Genomic DNA, 16,235 nt, shown 5'->3' with positions numbered 1-16,235 from the left:
CCGGCCGCTGGGGGGCGGTCACGCGCCGAGCAGGCCGCGCTTGCGCAACATGGCGGCGGCATCGGGATCTCGGCCGCGGAAGGCGCGGAAAGCCTGGCTTTGCTCGCGGCTGTCGCCGGCGCTGTAAATATAGCGGCGCAGCTTGTCCGCCAACTCGGGATCGAAGGCGTCGCCGCGCTCCTTGAAGGCGGCGAAGGCCTCCGCTTCCAGCACCTCGGCCCAGATGTAGACATAGTAGCCGGCGGCATAACCATCGCTGGCGAAGATGTGCTGGAAGTGGGGTGGACGATGGTTCATGCCGACGGCGTCGGGCACGCCCAGGCTTTGGCGCTGCTCGGCCTCGAAGGCGGCGATGTCCACGCCGTCAACGTCGTTGCGCAGATGCAGCGCCAGGTCTATCAGCGTTGAGGCGGCGTAGCGCACGGTTTCAAAGCCTTGATTGAAGCTGCGCGCCGCCAGGATCTTGGCAATCAGCGCTTGAGGAATGGCCTCCCCACTATCGGCGTGGCGCGCGTGCTTGGCCAGCAACGCTGGTTCCAGCGCCCAGTTTTCGAATAGCTGCGATGGCAGCTCCACATAATCCCTGGGCGTGTTGGGGCCGGACAGGCTGCGGTATTCGACATCGGACAGCAAGCCATGCATGCCATGGCCGAATTCGTGGAACAAGGTGCGCACATCGTCGAAGCTGAGCAGAGTGGGGCCGTGGCTGGACTTGACGAAGTTGTTGTTGTTGATCACCACCGGCAGGGTCTTGCCGCCGTTGCGCGCCTGCTGGCGGAACAAATGCATCCAGGCGCCGCTGCGCTTGCCCTGACGCGCGAAGTTGTCGCCATAGAACACGCCGATCAACTCCGCGCCGCGATAGACCTCCCAAACCCGCACATCCGGATGGTAGCGCGGCAGTCCGGCGCGTTCGACGAAGCTGAGACCGAACAGACGGCCGGCGACATCGAACATCGCGGCTATCATATTGTCCAGGCTGAAATAGGGTTTGATTTCGGCATCATCCAGCGCGTACTGGCTTTGTCTGACCTTTTCCGCCAGGTAATACCAATCCCAGGGCTGGATGTCCTCCGGCTCTCCCAGCCGCCGCGCCTCGGCGCGCAATAGCTCCAGCTCGCGCGCGCAGCTTTGCTTGGCCGGCTCCCATACTTGCCGCATCAACTGCTCCACCGCTTGCGGCGTGCCGGCCATGCGATTGGCGAGCGCGTAGTCGGCGAAATTGGCATAACCGAGCAGGCCGGCCAGTTCGGCGCGCAGCGCCAGGATGCGGCGCGCCAGCGGACGATTGTCGCGTTCAGCGTGTTCGCCGCGGCTGGTCCATGCGCGCCACAGCTGTTCGCGCAGCCCGCGTTGGCTGGAAAAGCCGAGAAAGGCCAGCACCGACGCGCGCGACAAGGTGAACACATGGCCGGGCAGTTTGCGTTCCGCCGCGGCGGCGCGGGCGCCATCGAGGGCAAAGCCTGGCAAGCCGTCCAGTTGATCGTCGCCCACGGATAGCGCGTATTCCGCCTCGTCCGCCAGCAGGTTTTGACGGAAGCTGGTTTGCAGTTCCGCCAGCTGCGTCTGCAGCTCGGCGAAGCGCTGCCGCTGCTCGCCCTGCAGCTTGGCGCCGGCGCGGACGAAGTCGGTGTGGATGCGCTCCAGCAAGCGGCGCTGCTCTTCGCTCAGCTCCAGCGCCAGCCGCTGCTGATGAACCTGATCCAGGCGCAGGAAAAAGCCCGCGTGCATCAGGACTTGATTCTGATGCCGCGCCAGCAGCGGCGCGGTGTCGCGCTCCACCGCCTGCAACGCCGGGGTGCTGGCCGAGGCGACCAGGTTGCTCAGCAGTAGGGTGGCGCGTTCCAGCCGCAGGCCGCTGGCGTCGAAGGCGGCGGCGGTGTTGGCGAAACTGGGCGCGTCGGTCCGCTGAGCCAGCGCGTCGATTTCCGCCAGATGCTGCGTGAACAGGACTTCAAGGGCGGGGATAAAGTGCTCGGCGCGGATCGCGTCGAACGGAGGTAGTTGTTGCGGGGTGTTCCAGTCTTGCAATAAAGGATTGTCAGCTATGTTCATCGCTCATGGCTCCTGGGGTGGGTGGCAGGAAAAATCAGGATGAATGCCAATCTATCATGTTTTGTCCGCATGGCTACCATCTTGATGACAAAATCATGTCGTGGATTTGGCGGCTGTTTGTTATTCGCCACGCGAAGGCTAGGCGGCCGGGCTTACCGGTTCTGGCCGATGCGCCACAGCACGCCGCAGGGGTCGTGCAGGCAGAAGTCGAGCATGCCCCACGGCTGCTCGGTCAGTGGGCCAAGCTGGACGGCGTAGCGCTGGGCGACGCCTTGCGCCAGCAAGTGCCAGGCGGCGGCATCGCTGACTAGTAGATGCAGCATCAGGTTTTCCGCCAGTTGCGGATGATAGAAGTCCTGCAGCAGGAAGCTGCATTGGCCGTGGACGAAGTAGCTGACGCCGTGGCTGTCGGATTTTTGTTCGAAGCCCAGATCGGCATAGAAGCGCTGCGACAGCGCGTAGTCGCGGGCGGGCACGAAGGCTTTGATTTCAATGCTGCGCAATTGAGACACGGGGAAACTCCTTGCGGTGGTGGGGCGGAAAAAAACCGCTGCGGCAGGGCGCGCAGCGGTTGTCTCGTTTGGGGGCGGGGGCCGGCTTATTGCGCCGGCGCTTCGCCTTCCAGCATGGCGACGCCTTCCAGCCCGGAGCGGAAGACCGCCTGTTGCAGGGTGTCTATCGCCTTCTTGCGGAAGAACTGCTTGCGCGTCACCAACAGCACGCGGCGCTGCGGCGCCGGCGTCTTGAACGGCACCACCGACAATAAGGATTCGTCGGTGGGGCCTATCGAGGTGGACGGCATCACGGTGACGCCCATGCCGCTGGCCACCATGTGGCGGATGGTGTTGAGCGAGCTGCCCTGCAGATTGGCGGCCAGCGTGCCGCCGTGGCTCTGCCGGCTGGCCAGATCGCTGCACGCTTGCAGCACCTGATCGCGGAAGCAATTGCCCTGGGTCAGCAGCAGGACGCTTTCGTCGGCCAGCTGATTGGCGGCGATGGCGCCCAGCTTTTCCCAGGGATGGCCCTTGGGCGTGGCGACGACGAAGGGCTCGTCATACAAGGGGCAGGCCACGGTGCCGGCTTCTTCGAACGGATCGGCGACGATGATGGCGTCCACTTCGCCGCGCTTGAGCATTTCCGAGAGCCGGGAGGTGTAGTTCTCCTCCAGGATCAAGGGCATGTCCGGCGCCAGGATGCGCAAGGCCGGGATCAGCCGCGGCAGCAGATAGGGGCTGATGGTGAAAATCACCCCCAGCTTCAGCGGGCCCACCAGTTCGTTCTGATGTTCGCCGGCCAGGCGTTTGACGGTTTCGGCCTCCTCCAGCACGCGTTGCGATTGCTCGATGATGCGTTCGCCGATCTCGGTGACGCTGACTTCCTGACCGCCGCGCTCAAACAGCGTGACGCCCAGTTCGTCCTCCAGCTTCTTGATGGCGATGGACAGCGTCGGCTGGCTGACGAAGCAGCTTTGCGCGGCGCGGCCGAAGTGGCGCTCCCGCGCCACCGCGACGATATAGCGAAGTTCGGTCAGCGTCATGGCTCAGCGCTGGTGCTCCGGCAGCACGATATTGACTTCCAGCACTTCGAAGTCGTCCTGGCGCTCCACTTGCACCTTGATGTCGTCCAGATTGACCGCCACGTATTTGGAAATGACTTCCATCAATTCGCGCTGCAGCGCCGGCAGATAGTCGGGCGCGCTGCGGCCGTTGCGTTCGTGGGCCAGGATGATTTGCAGGCGTTCTCTGGCAATGGCCGCGGTTTTCTGGCGCTTGCCAAAGATCATTTCGATCAGGGACATGACTTAACCTCCAAAGAGGCGCTTCAGAATGCCCACTTTGGGGGCATCGAGGAAACGCATCGGGCGCTCTTCGCCCAGGAAACGGGCCACCACGTCGGAATAGGCGTCGGCGACGTCCGAGCCTTTCAGGTGGATGGCCGGGGTGCCGGAGTTGGAGGCTTGCAGAACGGTCTGCGACTCCGGAATCACGCCCAGCAGCGGCACGCGCAGAATCTCCTTCACATCGTCCACCGACAGCATTTCGCCCTTGTCGACGCGGCCGGCGGAGTAGCGGGTGATCAGCAGGTGTTCCTTGACCGGCTCGCGGCTTTCTTCCGCGCGCTTGGACTTGGAGGACAGAATGCCCAGGATGCGGTCGGAATCGCGCACCGAGGAGACTTCCGGATTGGTGACGATCAGCGCTTCGTCGGCGAAGTACAGCGCCATCAGCGCGCCTTTTTCAATGCCGGCCGGCGAGTCGCAGACGATGTATTCGAAGCCGGCTTCGGCCAGGTCGTTCAACACCTTCTCCACGCCGTCCAGCGTCAAGGCGTCTTTGTCGCGGGTTTGCGAGGCGGGGATGATGTAGAGGTTGTCGCAGTTCTTGTCCTTGATCAGCGCCTGGTTCAGGCTGGCTTCGCCGTTGACGACATTGATCAGGTCATAGACCACGCGGCGTTCGCAACCCATGATCAGGTCCAGGTTGCGCAGGCCGACGTCGAAGTCGATGACGACGGTTTTGTGACCGCGCAACGCCAGGCCGGAGGAGAAGCTGGCACTGGTAGTGGTTTTACCGACGCCACCCTTGCCGGACGTCACAACGATGATTTTTGCCACAGTCGATCCCTTTGAATAATGGCTTGTTACTCGCCGAGCGCGGTCATGACCAGGCGCTCGTTCTCGAGATAGATTTGAGTTGGCTTGCCCAGAATGCTGTCGGGCAAGGCTTGTTCGATAGTTCGATAGACTCCGGCGATGGATACCAGTTCGGCCTCCATGTTGCGAGCGAAAATGCGGGCGCCGGCGTTGCCGCGCGCGCCGGCGAGCGCGCGACCGCGCAAGGGCGCGTAGATGTGGATATTGCCGTCGGCGATCACTTCCGCGCCGGCGCTGACCATGGCCAGCACGATCAGATCGCAGCCCTTGGCGTAGATTTGCTGGCCGGCGCGCACGGGACGGTCGACGATCATGGCACCGGTGGCCGGGGCCGGTTCCGGCGCTGCGGGTTTGTCGGCGGGTTCCGGCGCGTTTTGCGCCGAGCGCGCCGGCGTGGCGCTGCTGGTGTAGGCCAGGCCGAACTGGCTGGCGATGCCGGCCAGCGCGGTGCTGGGGTGGCGCAGCGCCACCGCGCGGATGCCGCGACGGCTGAGCATGGGCAAGAGGCGGCCGTAGTCCAGTTCCGCCGGGGCGGGCAGGGCTTCCACATCCAGCACGAAGGCTTCGGCCGGCGCGTCGTGGCCGGTGCCGAAGCGGGCGTCCAGCGCCTGGCTCAATTCTTCCAGGTCGTCAGTGCGCAGAAGGAGCGCCAGCAGATCCAGGCTGGCGGATTTTATGTCGAATGCGTTGGCCGCAGGGCTCATTGTACTTGGCTTTATGTAGATAGATTTATTCTATGGGGCGAGTGTACTGGGTTGCAGACAGGCTTTCAATGGCGTTGCTCAGTTCCGGTGGCAAAGGCTGTGATCGGCCGGTGTGGCGGGCTTTGGCGGTGGCGAGTGTTGCAATTGAGGGAATCGTCGGTGCGGTGCGGAAAAACGGGTTGTCTTGTAATGCTTTTGGAATGTTTGTGTTGCAAAAATGCATGAAAAATAGCAGCTTAGTGGTTTGTGCGTCGCAACATTTTTCTTGACGGGGGCAGTGGCAGCAGCCACAATGGTAATTGTTGCGATGCAACATCATGAGCGCAGGTTAAGTTCGCTGTCGTTGCTGAGCTGTCAATTTTGGATATTTTTAGGAGTTGTCATGTTTACCACTACTCAAGAATTCTCCGCTCTCGGCCAGTCGCAGTTCGACAAGGCCGTGCGTTTCTCCTCCATCGTGCTGGCCGGTGCCGAGCGTCTGGCCGCGCTGCAACTGGAACTGTCGCGCAAGCTGCTGGCCGACAATGCCCAGGCCATCAAGGCCTTGAGCGAAGCCAAGGACCCGAAGGCTTTTGCCGAGGTGCAGAGCAACCTGGCTCAGCCGTCCATCGATCAGGCTTTCTCCGTGGCGCGCAATGTCTACGACGCCGCGCTGGCTACCCAGAATGAGCTGGCCGCTTTTGTCGAAGAGCAGATCGCCGAGGGCAATCAGACCCTGCTGAGCAATCTGGACCGCCTGTCCAAGAACGCACCGGCCGGCTCGGATGCCGCGGTGTCGGCGTTGAAAAGCCTGGTGAACACCTCCAACGCCGCTTTCGAAAGCGTGTCCAAGACCGCCAAGAAAGTCAGCGCGGAAATCGCCGAAGCCAGCGTGGAAGCCGCCACCAATTCGGCCAAGGCTGCCAGCGCCGCCGTCGCCCGTGGCAAGAAGGCGACCAGCGCCGCTTGATGCCTGAGCGTTACCCAATCAAAAAGCCCGCAGCAATGCGGGCTTTTTCAATTTGGCGCCGCGGGGGCATGGGCCGCCAGCGTACTCCATAATTGCTGCCAGGCTTGTTGGCAGCCGCCGGCGGCGACGATCAGGCGTGCCAGGCTGGCCGCGTAATGATGCTGCCGCCACGGCGCTTCCGCGAAGGCCTGGCGCGCAGACGCGGCGTCGGCGTCAAGGCCGTGTCGCTCGAGGTAGCGCAGGGATAGCTGGAGCAGTTTTTCCCATAGTTGCCATTGCCGACGCAGCGCGTTTTCCCAGTCCAGGGCGATCGGTGTGTCCGGTGTCGGCGGCGCATGCTGGCGCAGCATGAACAGCAAGCCTTCCCAGACTTGGCGCGTGTAGCGCGCGCTGCCCACCGGGCCGCAGCGCAGCCAGGCGGCGGGCAGCGGCGCCAGTGCGTCCAGCAGTGCCGCCGCGGCGGCGGATGGCGTCTGTTCCGCGCCCAGCAGCAGCATGAAGCCGAAGTCCCGGCCCAGGGCTTGCCAAGCGCCGTCCAATTCCAGCAACTGCGTGCCATGGTCCTGGCAATGCCGTTGGCGGGGCTGCAGCGCGGCCTGGTGATCGGTGTCGATATTGATCCAGCTGCCGGATGGCAGATAAAAGCCCTGCCAATCGGCGGGCAGCCAGGGCGGAGCGCCGCCGGCGTCGGCAAGCGCAGGCAGCCCCCGGCGAGCCAGCCGTTGCTGGAGCCAGTGCAGTTGCGTTGCTGAGCCTTGGGCGATGTAGGTCACAGTGTTTCCGATTGGGCGACCGGCCGCGTCAAGCGTCGGACGGGTGTGAGTTGCCTTGTTGAAACGATACCCGCAATGCGATGGCGGGTAAAAGTATTATTTATCGTATTTAATAACCATCACTTGCTTTTCTGGAGGCGTCCAGCGGCATCGGACAGCTGCCGACGATTGTAGCAAATCTTGTCGGCATATTGCGCTGCAATATCAGTATTGGCGAATGTGTGGGCGCGGCGGCGGATGGGCATGAAAAAACCGGCGCGGGGCGCCGGTTTGCATTGGGCTCAATGGCCTTATTTTTCGAAGCGGGCGATGCCGTCAACCAGCTCGGCCTTGGCGTCGTCCAGCGTGCCCCAGCCTTGTACCTTGACCCACTTGCCTTTTTCCAGGTCCTTGTAGTGCTCGAAGAAGTGCACCATCTGGTTGCGCAGCAGTTCCGGCAGGTCTTCCAGCTTCTGGATGGACTTGTACATCGGGCACAGTTTTTCCACCGGGACAGCCACCAGCTTGGCGTCAACGCCGGACTCGTCTTCCATCTTGATCATGCCCAGCGCGCGGCAGCGCACTACCACGCCCGGCGGCAGCGGGAACGGAGTCACCACCAGCACGTCAACCGGGTCGCCGTCGCCGGCCAGGGTTTGTGGCACGAAACCGTAGTTGGCCGGGTACATCATGGAGGTGCCCATGAAACGGTCAACCACCAGCGCATTCCAGTCCTTGTCGAATTCGTACTTGATCGGAGCGGCGTTGGCGGAGATTTCGATTACGACGTTGAAGTCGCCCGGCATGTCTTTGCCAGGACCGATGCTTGCGAGATCCATCAGCGGGAATCCTTGTAGAGCGTTAAACACAGAGTTTCGATAAACCCGGCGATTATAGCAGCAGCTGCCGCGCTGCGTATCGGCCGGGTATAATCGCCGGCGATTGTGTCAGCGCGAGAAAGAACGGATAGATGTTGGACAAATGGATAGTCGAGTTCGACAAGGGCCTGCGCACCCTGTTTGCGCCCGCGCAGAGCCTGCGCCCGCACCCGGACGCGGAACTGGAAGAGACTGAGCTGGAGGCGCAGGAAAAGCAGCATGCCTTGGGCTTGATGCGGGTAAACCACTGCGGCGAAGTGTGCGCTCAGGCCTTGTACCAGGGACAGGCCTTGACCGCGCGCACGCCGCAGGCGCGCGATGCCCTGCGCCTGGCGGCGCAGGAGGAGGTGGAGCATCTGGCCTGGACCGAGCGGCGCATACGCGAGCTGGGCGGGCGCCCCAGTCTGTTCAACCCGCTGTGGTATACCGGCTCGCTGGCGATAGGCGTGGCAGCCGGGGTCTTGGGCGACAAGTGGAATCTCGGCTTCCTGGAGGAAACCGAGCAGCAGGTGGGCGCGCATCTGGACAGCCACCTGGCCTTGTTGCCGGAAGGGGATGCCAAGAGCCGCGCCATCGTCACGCAGATGCGCGACGATGAGCTCAAGCATGCCGACATGGCCCATGAGTTGGGCGCGGCCACGCTGCCGGCTCCAGTCAAGAGCGCGATGAAGCTGTCCGCCAAATTGATGACCGGAGCCAGTTACCGTTGCTAGCGTTTCAATGAAAACCCTGGTTTAACATATATTTACATCTTTCCGCTGCGACTGGGACGATGGCTGCCGATATTGGAAAGCGAGGCTGAGGCCGGGGTTGACCCCAGCCATCCTTTATCAGGGAGAGCGCCATGTCACTCGGATCGATCAATAGCAGCTCCAGTTCGTTTTACGCCCAGTTTTCCTTGCAGGAGAGTGTGTCCCTGTCCAGCGGCCCGTCAAGCGAGGGCAGCGGGCAGGTGCAAGGCCATGGCGGCCATCACCACCATGGCGGTGGCGGTTTTGAACAGAGCGTGCTGCAGGCCTTGCAGCAGGCGGGCATCAATGTGCCGGGCACTTCCTCGGCCACGTCTTCCTCGACCGCCACAGCGAGCAGCGGTTCGGATGCCGACGCTGACGGCTCCAGTTCCGCTGGCGGGGTGCGCCAAGCGCTTCACTCCTTCATGCATGCCTTGTTTCAAGCGGTGGGCCAGCAAGGCTCAGGGTCTGAATCGGCATCCACGGACCAGGATGGCTCGGGAGGCGATGCCTCCGGTCCCAGTTCGCCATTCGGCAACTTCCAGACCAATTTGCAGCAACTGCTGCAAGATATGGCGAATGGCACGCAGAGCGACGCCACCAGCGCGCTGAGCAGCGCGTTCCAGAACTTGCAGCAAGCGCTGGGCAACTCAGGCTCTGGTCAGAGCCAGTCCTCCTTGCAGTCCTTCTTGCAGAATCTAAGCCAGGATTTATCGCAGAATGCAGCGAATGCGGGGATAGGCGCGGTGGTGAACACCTCGGCTTGAGCGGGAAAACGTTTGTCGACGGGCCCGCATGCGGGCCCGTTTGCTTTAAACCTGTTTTAGCGGCGGCGATGTTTGGACGGCAGGCTGGTGACAATGCCCAGGCCGATGATGACGACACTGATCAGACCTGTGGTCACTTCACCCAGCTCGATGTGGAGAGCGGCGGCGAACATGATGGCGACCAGGGCGGCGATTGCCCAGAACGCCGAGGTTTCCAGGTATTTGAACTGGCCGATGATATTGCGCTCCACCAGCAGTATGGTCATTGAGCGCACGAACATCGCGCCGATGCCAAGGCCGGCGGCGATCAGCCAGAAATTATTGGTGATGGCGAAGGCGGCGATGACGCCATCCATGGAAAAGCTGGCATCCAGTGTTTCCAGGTAGACGAAGCCGATCAGGCCGTTCTTGGCCGCTGCGGTCTGAATGTCCATGCCGCCGAACAGCTGCTTGAACGCATGCAGCGCCATGAATACCACATAGCCCCAGAAGCAACTACTGAGGAACTCCAGTTTCTGGCCTTCGGGGATTGCCGCCGTCACCAGCGCGATCAGCAGGATGGCGAGCAGCGACTGTGCGTTCTCCACCGAACCCAGCCGCGCCAGCAGCGGCTCGATGGCCGGCAGCCAGTGTTCGTCTTTTTCCTTCTTGACGAAATATTCCACCACCACCATCAACAGGAAGGTGGCGCCGAAGCCCATGATCATCAGGTGGGAGTCATGCATGATCTGCTGGTAGCGCTGCGGTTCGCGGGTGGCGATGGCAAAGGCTTCCAACAGCGGCGTGTCGCCGGCTACGGACACGATCAGCAGCGGAAACAGAATGCGCATGCCGAACACCGCCACCGCGATGCCCAGGGTCATGAAGATATTGCGCCACAGCGGGCTCATCGCCTGCAGCACCGTGGCGTTGACCACGGCATTGTCGAAGGACACGCTGGTTTCCAATATCGCCAGCACCAGGGCGGTGACGAGAAAAGAGCCGGCCACGGCGGGGCCGCCGACTTGAAAACCGTACCAGCCGGTGGCGGCCAGCACGATGGCGCTGAACAGCAGCGATCCGGTGAAGTAAGAGAGCGTGGTGCGCATGATGATTTCTAGCTGTTGTCAGGCCGGGCCAAGGCGCCCGGCATCCCCGCCGCAAAGCGGGGTTTGCGGCGATTATAGCAGCCCGGCTGTCAACGCTCAGGCCGCGCGGAGGTGTCAGCGCGCGCGTTCCAGGCAGCGCTGATAGCGGCCATCGACGCGTTTGGCGAACCATTCCGTGGTCAGCTTGCGGGTGATCTTGGGGCTTTTCAGATCGATCTGCGGCAGTTGTTCGCGCGCCGCGGGCTTGCCGAAGCGCTGGTCCGCCAGCGCGTAGGTTTTGCGGTAGAGCTCGCTTTGGCCAAAGGCGGCGCTTTTTTCCAGTTTAAGGTCGCGCATAATCTCGCCCTGGCCCATGCCCAGCTTGCCGCCCAGGCTGATGACCGCGCTCTGGGTGGCGCTGGCATAGACCCTGCCGTCCTTGTAGCTAAGCAGATCGCCGTCCAGCGTCAGATCCTTGCCGCTGAGTCTTTCCATCACGGCTTGGAAGGCCGCGTTGCGGCTGCTGTAGCGGCCGGCGTTGAAATCGGCGAAACGGTACAGCATCTGGCTATACGGCGCCGGGTATTGCAGCAGGATGGCGGCACCGAAATAAACGCCGCCACGGCGGGTGAACACTTCCTGGCGCACGCTGCCGCTACGCGGATAGGGGTAGGGCCAGACTTTGACGTGGCCATCGGCGAATTCGACGCTGACCTGCATCGGGCCGCCGGTGCGGATCGGGTTCTTCATATTCATCGGCAGGCCCAGCTTGCTGGCCTCGCGCGCCATGTCCTCGAACAAATCGTTCATTTCCCGCTCGGTGCGCAGGCTGTCGATGCGCGCTTTGTAACTCTTGCCGTTGGGCGAGGTTTTCAGCAAGGCCGCTTTCACCACCGGTAGCGGAATCAGATAACCGTGGGCACGCTCGGCTATCTTGTCCCAGACAATGGCGGGCAGATTGGGCACGGTGGGGTCGGCCTGCCAACTGGACTCTTGTTCGATCACCGCCGCCAGTGCGCAGAAATTCTCCGCGGTGTAGGGGATTTTCAGGTGGGTGAAGGCCGAGAGCATGTCGTTGCTCCAGCCCTGACGGTCGCGGATCTTGGGCGGCAGCACGCGATTGAGCAAGAGCCGCCCGGCCTGAGGGTCGCTGTAGGCGGGGCGGGGAGGCTGCACCGCCACTGGTGGGGTGGCTGTCGGCGTTTCAAGCGGTGGCAGCGCATCCGGCTCCGGTGGGGGCGCGGACGGCGCCACAATGATGGGGGCGGAGGGGGCAGCAGGCTGAGCGGGCCGACTCACATTGGCGCAGGCGCTCAGCAGGGCCGGCAGCAGGGCGAACAGCAGCAAGGATGGTTTCACGGTAGCGGGGTGGAACGAAATCAAACCGTGAAGGTTAGGCCATCTCGCCGTCATCGGCAATCGCGGCTAGGGGTTCTGGTAACGATTCACAATCTGCTTGTAAACACCGTTCTTTTGAATCGCGCGCAGGCCGTGGTTGAACTCATCCTTCAGTGTCGCGCTACGGAAGGCCATCCGGTACAGGGTGGGCGCGAACAGGCGATGAATGTCCACCGGCGCGGTTTTTTCCTTGAATTGGCTGCTCAGTTTGTGATTCATCCAGGCGAAGATATTGCGATCGGCCACCACCACGTCCACCGAGCCTCTGAATAGCAGCCGGTTCTGATCCACTTGGTTGGCGGTCTCGGCATAATTGGGATTGGCCTTGGCCATCTCTTTGTAGACGGGACCCAGGTATTGCTTGGCAAGGGAGAAGGCCAGCACGCGATAGGCGCCCAGTTCCTTGGGGTTGTGCAGCTGGATATGCCTGCTGGCCAGAGTGATGGCCACATCTTCGTAGCTGATGTAAACGTCGGAATACTCGGCCTGCAAGCCGGCCTGTTCGCCCACGGTCGCCACCGCGTCGATGTCTTTGCTCTTCATCGCCATCGGCAGGCGTGGTTGGGAGAAGAATACCGGTTCGATCAGATAGCCGCGCTCTTGCAGCGCGGCGCGCACGATTTCGAGTTCCAGGCCGGTCTTGCCGCCCTCCATCACATAAGGCTCCAGGGATTCGCCGAACGCCACCTTGATGGTCTTCTGAGCCCAGGCTTGGGCGGCGAGGGCCAGCAACATGCCGCCAAGTATCAGTATCCGCCGCATTGGCTTGCCTTCTTGCGTCCGCTTTGCGCCGCCGCAGTGTGCGGCGCCGGCGGCTTGGGTTGTTGCGTCTATTGTACAGAGTGGCTAAGAACCTGTTCAAAGTCTGCCGCGCTTCGTGAAGCGTTGAACGATGAATACAAGCTCAAAATGCTCATGTACCACGTGTACATTTCACTTTTTCGCTCGTTTTCGCCTTGTCTCGCTCTTGCTCGCGAGACTTTGAACAGGTTCTAACAAAAATCAGTTCTACGGCAGAGGCAATGCGCCGACACAGACTACACCGTGGCAGCTTGTTGGCAACTCTAAAGTATTGTGAGCGCCGGACGGCGAGCAGACAAGCGCCGCGTCTCCGGTGGTGTCAGTCGGCCAGATAGGGCATGGGGTCGACCGCCGTCGCGCGGACGCGCAATTCAAAATGCAGTTTGACCCGGTTGGCCCCGGAGTTGCCCATGGTGGCGATGGCATCGCCGGCCTTGACTGTCTGCCCTTCCTTGACCAGCAGGGATTGATTGTGAGCATAGACGGTGAGGTGGGCGTTGTCATGCTGGATGATCAGCAGATTCCCGTAGCTGCGGATGCCTTTGCCGGAGTAGGTGACCTTGCCGGACGCTGCTGCGCGTATGGTGGCGCCGGCGTCGCCGGCGATGTCTATGCCCTTGCTGCCCTGGCCGTTGAATTTGGCGATGACGGGCCCTTTGACCGGCCAGGCCAGTTTGATGCTGGCCACCGGCTTGGGGGCCGGTTTGCTGGGTTCGGAGGCCGCGGGCTTGCTTGCTGGCCGGCCAGGCGGCTGGCGTCCTGGTTTGCCCGACGCCTGCGTGGCTCCGGCGGGGGACGATACGCGCAGCAACTGCCCGGCATTGATGCTGGAAGGGTCCTTGAGGTTGTTCCAGCGCACCAGATTGGCCACGCTGACCCGGTTATTTTGGGCGATGCGAAACAGGGTGTCTCCAGGCTTGACCCGGTAAAAACCGGCGGATTCGACCGCCGCGGGCTGCGAGGTGCTGGCGCAGGCGGCGAGCAGTAAGGTCAGAGAACTGGAAATGAGGAGGGCGCGCAAGGACATGGCGCGGATTTTAGCATCGCGAGCGGTGGCTGCGCGCTTTCCGCGCGCAAATGCTGCTGGCTGAACTAAAAATCATGTTAAGGACTGCTAAGAACCTATTCAAAGTCTCGCGAGCAAGGGCGAGACAAGGCGAAAACCGCTGAGAAGGCGGAAGGTACTCGTGGTGCATGCGCATTTCGAAGCGGTACTCACCGTGCCACGTCTCACGAAGCGCAGCAGATTTTGAACAGGTTCTAACAGGTGTGATGTCTGGCGGTGGCTGGGGACATGGGCTGCGGAGGGAGAGGAATGAGGCTGGGGTGCTTGCTGGGCTTGTGGAGCATGACGGTTTTGGCGGCGGAAGCGCCTGTACTGTCGGTTTATAGCGTGGAATACCCGCCGCTGGTGATGAAGGGCGACGCCGGCAGGTCAAGTGGCATCGCCGTCGAGGTCATCGCTCAGGCGGCGCTGCTGGCCGGGCTTGGCGTGCGCATGCCGGAAATGCCGTGGAAGCGCGCCCAACTGCAAGTGCAACAGGATGCGGACAGCTGCCTGATTCCGTTCACCCGCTCCCCGGAGCGGGAAAAACTGTATCGCTGGGTAGGCCTGGTGTTGGAAAGCAACCAGTCCTTCTTCATCAATACTCATCGTTCGCTGGTGTTGAATACCCTTGATGACGTCAGAGGCAAGCGCGTGGTGGCGCTGCTGGGCTCGTCGGTGGCGGATTATTTAAGAAAAAACAATATTCCGTTCTCGGTGCTGCCAACGCCGGAAGAGGCGGAGCGTGAACTGGCGGCGGGGGTGGCGGATATCTGGGCGGTGCATGATGTGGTGGCCGCTTACACCATCAAGCAAGTGGGAGCGCCGGCTGGAAACTTCCGCGAAGGGCTGCGGATGCAGTCTACCGGTATTTACCTGGCTTGCAGTCTCAAAATGCCGGATGCTACGGCGCTGAAGCTGAGCCGGGCATTTCAGCAACTGCGCGAAAATGGAAAGCTGGAAAAGATTGTCGCCAAGTATTTGAAGTGAAGATTGTCCAAACGCGGTATCGATGGTGACAGTGCTGGTTTGGATTAAGCTTGGCTGGGTACAGTATCCGGGAAAATCGCCAGTAACTGTCACTGATCGCTGTTAAATGACTGGGCTAGAATGGTGCCAGTTTTGAGTTGTCATGAATTTGGCGGCTCGATTGGGATTCTTTTGTCATCACAGGACAAGGACAGTCATGAACCGTACCTACTTAGCCCATCTTGAGGCCACGCTGGCGCAGATCCGCGCCGACGGATTCGAAAAGCCCGAGCGCGTCATCGCCACGCCGCAGCGCGCCGACATCGCGTTGAGCAATGGCAGCCATGTATTGAATTTCTGCGCCAACAACTACCTGGGCCTGGCCGACGATCCACGCCTGGTGGCAGCGGCCAAGCAGGGCATGGACGACTACGGCTACGGCTGCGCCTCCGTCCGTTTCATCTGCGGCACCCAGCAAGTGCACAAGGATCTGGAGCAGGCGATTTCCGGCTTCCTGGGCGCCGATGACACCATCCTGTACTCCAGTTGCTTCGATGCTAACGGCGGTGTGTTCGAAACCCTGTTGGGCGAAGAAGACGCGGTGATTTCCGATGAGCTCAATCACGCGTCCATCATCGACGGCGTGCGCCTGTCCAAGGCCAAGCGCTTCCGTTACAAGAACAACGACATGGCCGATCTGGAGGCGCAGCTGGTCGCCGCCGAGCAGGCCGGCGCGCGCTTCAAGCTGATCGTCACGGACGGCGTGTTTTCCATGGACGGCATCATCGCCGATCTGAAAACCTTGTGCGAAGTGGCCGAACGCCATGGCGCGCTGGTGATGGTGGACGATTCCCACGCCGTCGGCTTCATCGGCGACAGCGGTGCTGGCACTCCGGAACTGTGCGGCGTCGCCGATCGCATCGATATCTATACCGGCACCCTGGGCAAGGCCCTGGGCGGCGCGTCCGGCGGCTATGTGTCCGGCCGCAAGGCCATCATCGACTTGCTGCGCCAGCGCTCGCGTCCCTACCTGTTCTCCAATACCCTGGCGCCAGCCATTGCCGCCGCCAGCCTGGAGGTACTGAACATTCTCAAGGGTGGCGAGGGCGCCGAGCTACGCGCCAAGGTGCGCCGCAACGCTGAAGTGTTCCGCCAGGAAATGAGCGCGGCGGGCTTTACTCTGGTGCCGGGTCAGCACCCCATCGTGCCGGTGATGCTGGGCGATGCGCGGCTGGCCGGCGAGATGGCGGCCAAGCTGCTGGAGGAGGGGGTGTACGTGATCGGCTTCTCCTTCCCGGTGGTGCCCAAGGGCAAGGCGCGCATCCGCACCCAGATGTCCGCTCGCCACAGTGAAGAACAGGTGAGGCTGGCTGTGGCGGCTTTCATCAAAGTCGGTCGTGAACTGGGCGTGATCTGAGGCGTAGCGCCGCGCGCCCGGGAGGGCGCAGCGGCGGATAGGAATAGAA

At 62.0% G+C, this 16,235-nt stretch carries 17 protein-coding genes; 5 read left to right on the top strand and 12 right to left on the bottom strand.

Translation table 11 applies throughout. The features are described from left to right. Positions 1 to 18 precede the first annotated feature (18 nt). The 6 genes from VI26_RS07160 to minC form a co-directional block, all read right to left on the bottom strand. Positions 19 to 2,055 carry a M3 family metallopeptidase gene (locus VI26_RS07160; protein WP_048409062.1) on the bottom strand — a complete coding sequence of 679 codons (2,037 nt, stop codon included), beginning with the start codon at positions 2,053 to 2,055 and terminating at the stop codon, positions 19 to 21. A 152-nt stretch (positions 2,056 to 2,207) separates the two neighbouring features. After that, a complete protein-coding gene (locus VI26_RS07155) occupies positions 2,208 to 2,567 on the bottom strand; it encodes a VOC family protein (RefSeq protein ID WP_048409061.1) in 360 nt (119 codons plus the stop codon). Positions 2,568 to 2,653: 86 nt separating this feature from the next. Beyond that, positions 2,654 to 3,592, bottom strand: coding sequence for a LysR substrate-binding domain-containing protein (locus tag VI26_RS07150; RefSeq protein ID WP_048409060.1), 939 nt, complete (start codon positions 3,590 to 3,592; stop codon positions 2,654 to 2,656). A gap of 3 nt (positions 3,593 to 3,595) precedes the next feature. Further along, positions 3,596 to 3,853, bottom strand: a complete 258-nt coding sequence (gene minE / locus VI26_RS07145) for a cell division topological specificity factor MinE (protein WP_019104116.1) — start codon at positions 3,851 to 3,853, stop codon at positions 3,596 to 3,598. 3 nt (positions 3,854 to 3,856) lie between these two features. Continuing rightward, complete coding sequence (gene minD / locus VI26_RS07140; RefSeq protein ID WP_048409059.1) at positions 3,857 to 4,669, bottom strand: septum site-determining protein MinD; 813 nt, start codon at positions 4,667 to 4,669, stop codon at positions 3,857 to 3,859. Positions 4,670 to 4,695: 26 nt separating this feature from the next. Beyond that, positions 4,696 to 5,412, bottom strand: coding sequence for a septum site-determining protein MinC (minC, locus tag VI26_RS07135; protein WP_048409058.1), 717 nt, complete (start codon positions 5,410 to 5,412; stop codon positions 4,696 to 4,698). Between the two features lie 382 nt (positions 5,413 to 5,794). Here minC and VI26_RS07130 point away from each other — a divergent pair, with 382 nt between their 5' ends. After that, positions 5,795 to 6,361 (top strand): phasin family protein, encoded by a 567-nt coding sequence (locus VI26_RS07130; RefSeq protein ID WP_048409057.1) that lies wholly within the window; start codon positions 5,795 to 5,797, stop codon positions 6,359 to 6,361. Between the two features lie 47 nt (positions 6,362 to 6,408). Here VI26_RS07130 and VI26_RS07125 read toward each other — a convergent pair whose 3' ends face one another. Further along, the gene (locus VI26_RS07125) at positions 6,409 to 7,134 is read right to left on the bottom strand and encodes a hypothetical protein (protein ID WP_048409056.1); all 726 of its coding nucleotides are present in this window, start codon (positions 7,132 to 7,134) and stop codon (positions 6,409 to 6,411) included. 290 nt (positions 7,135 to 7,424) lie between these two features. Beyond that, positions 7,425 to 7,952, bottom strand: coding sequence for an inorganic diphosphatase (gene ppa, locus VI26_RS07120; protein ID WP_048409055.1), 528 nt, complete (start codon positions 7,950 to 7,952; stop codon positions 7,425 to 7,427). A 131-nt stretch (positions 7,953 to 8,083) separates the two neighbouring features. On the opposite strand from ppa, the gene coq7 reads away from it, so the two are divergent. Continuing rightward, on the top strand, positions 8,084 to 8,704 hold the full coding sequence (gene coq7, locus VI26_RS07115) for a 2-polyprenyl-3-methyl-6-methoxy-1,4-benzoquinone monooxygenase (RefSeq protein ID WP_048409054.1): 621 nt from the start codon (positions 8,084 to 8,086) through the stop codon (positions 8,702 to 8,704). 131 nt (positions 8,705 to 8,835) lie between these two features. After that, a complete protein-coding gene (locus VI26_RS07110; RefSeq protein ID WP_156183785.1) occupies positions 8,836 to 9,489 on the top strand; it encodes a hypothetical protein in 654 nt (217 codons plus the stop codon). A 56-nt stretch (positions 9,490 to 9,545) separates the two neighbouring features. Here VI26_RS07110 and VI26_RS07105 read toward each other — a convergent pair whose 3' ends face one another. From VI26_RS07105 to VI26_RS07090, 4 genes are all read right to left on the bottom strand, one after another. Continuing rightward, positions 9,546 to 10,577, bottom strand: coding sequence for a DUF475 domain-containing protein (locus VI26_RS07105; RefSeq protein WP_048409052.1), 1,032 nt, complete (start codon positions 10,575 to 10,577; stop codon positions 9,546 to 9,548). Positions 10,578 to 10,691: 114 nt separating this feature from the next. Beyond that, positions 10,692 to 11,915, bottom strand: a complete 1,224-nt coding sequence (locus tag VI26_RS07100) for a DUF1615 domain-containing protein (RefSeq protein WP_048409051.1) — start codon at positions 11,913 to 11,915, stop codon at positions 10,692 to 10,694. 66 nt (positions 11,916 to 11,981) lie between these two features. Beyond that, positions 11,982 to 12,716, bottom strand: coding sequence for an ABC transporter substrate-binding protein (locus tag VI26_RS07095; protein WP_048409050.1), 735 nt, complete (start codon positions 12,714 to 12,716; stop codon positions 11,982 to 11,984). Positions 12,717 to 13,074: 358 nt separating this feature from the next. Continuing rightward, entirely contained in the window at positions 13,075 to 13,782 is a 708-nt protein-coding gene (locus tag VI26_RS07090; protein WP_048409049.1) for a peptidoglycan DD-metalloendopeptidase family protein, read from the bottom strand. A gap of 288 nt (positions 13,783 to 14,070) precedes the next feature. Between VI26_RS07090 and VI26_RS07085 the strand changes: the two genes are divergently transcribed. Together VI26_RS07085 and VI26_RS07080 are read left to right on the top strand one after the other, a co-directional pair. Beyond that, positions 14,071 to 14,790 (top strand): ABC transporter substrate-binding protein, encoded by a 720-nt coding sequence (locus tag VI26_RS07085; protein WP_197081410.1) that lies wholly within the window; start codon positions 14,071 to 14,073, stop codon positions 14,788 to 14,790. Between the two features lie 196 nt (positions 14,791 to 14,986). Next, complete coding sequence (locus VI26_RS07080; protein WP_048409047.1) at positions 14,987 to 16,186, top strand: glycine C-acetyltransferase; 1,200 nt, start codon at positions 14,987 to 14,989, stop codon at positions 16,184 to 16,186. Positions 16,187 to 16,235: the final 49 nt, after the last annotated feature.

It is taken from the genome of Chromobacterium sp. LK1, assembly GCF_001043555.1.
GTDB classification, from domain to species: Bacteria; Pseudomonadota; Gammaproteobacteria; order Burkholderiales; family Chromobacteriaceae; genus Chromobacterium; species Chromobacterium aquaticum.
Note: the sequence above shows the minus strand (reverse complement) of the source record. Positions and strands in the feature narration are given on the sequence as shown.

Excerpts from the sequence above, each read along its gene's own strand:
- VI26_RS07160 (WP_048409062.1), bottom strand. The coding sequence starts at position 2,055 with ATGAACATAGCTGACAATCCTTTATTGCAAGACTGGAACACCCCGCAA.
- VI26_RS07150 (WP_048409060.1), bottom strand. The coding sequence starts at position 3,592 with ATGACGCTGACCGAACTTCGCTATATCGTCGCGGTGGCGCGGGAGCGC.
- minE (WP_019104116.1), bottom strand. The coding sequence starts at position 3,853 with ATGTCCCTGATCGAAATGATCTTTGGCAAGCGCCAGAAAACCGCGGCC.
- minC (WP_048409058.1), bottom strand. The coding sequence starts at position 5,412 with ATGAGCCCTGCGGCCAACGCATTCGACATAAAATCCGCCAGCCTGGAT.
- VI26_RS07130 (WP_048409057.1), top strand. The coding sequence starts at position 5,795 with ATGTTTACCACTACTCAAGAATTCTCCGCTCTCGGCCAGTCGCAGTTC.
- ppa (WP_048409055.1), bottom strand. The coding sequence starts at position 7,952 with ATGGATCTCGCAAGCATCGGTCCTGGCAAAGACATGCCGGGCGACTTC.
- coq7 (WP_048409054.1), top strand. The coding sequence starts at position 8,084 with ATGTTGGACAAATGGATAGTCGAGTTCGACAAGGGCCTGCGCACCCTG.
- VI26_RS07110 (WP_156183785.1), top strand. The coding sequence starts at position 8,836 with ATGTCACTCGGATCGATCAATAGCAGCTCCAGTTCGTTTTACGCCCAG.
- VI26_RS07105 (WP_048409052.1), bottom strand. The coding sequence starts at position 10,577 with ATGCGCACCACGCTCTCTTACTTCACCGGATCGCTGCTGTTCAGCGCC.
- VI26_RS07095 (WP_048409050.1), bottom strand. The coding sequence starts at position 12,716 with ATGCGGCGGATACTGATACTTGGCGGCATGTTGCTGGCCCTCGCCGCC.
- VI26_RS07090 (WP_048409049.1), bottom strand. The coding sequence starts at position 13,782 with ATGTCCTTGCGCGCCCTCCTCATTTCCAGTTCTCTGACCTTACTGCTC.
- VI26_RS07085 (WP_197081410.1), top strand. The coding sequence starts at position 14,071 with ATGAGGCTGGGGTGCTTGCTGGGCTTGTGGAGCATGACGGTTTTGGCG.
- VI26_RS07080 (WP_048409047.1), top strand. The coding sequence starts at position 14,987 with ATGAACCGTACCTACTTAGCCCATCTTGAGGCCACGCTGGCGCAGATC.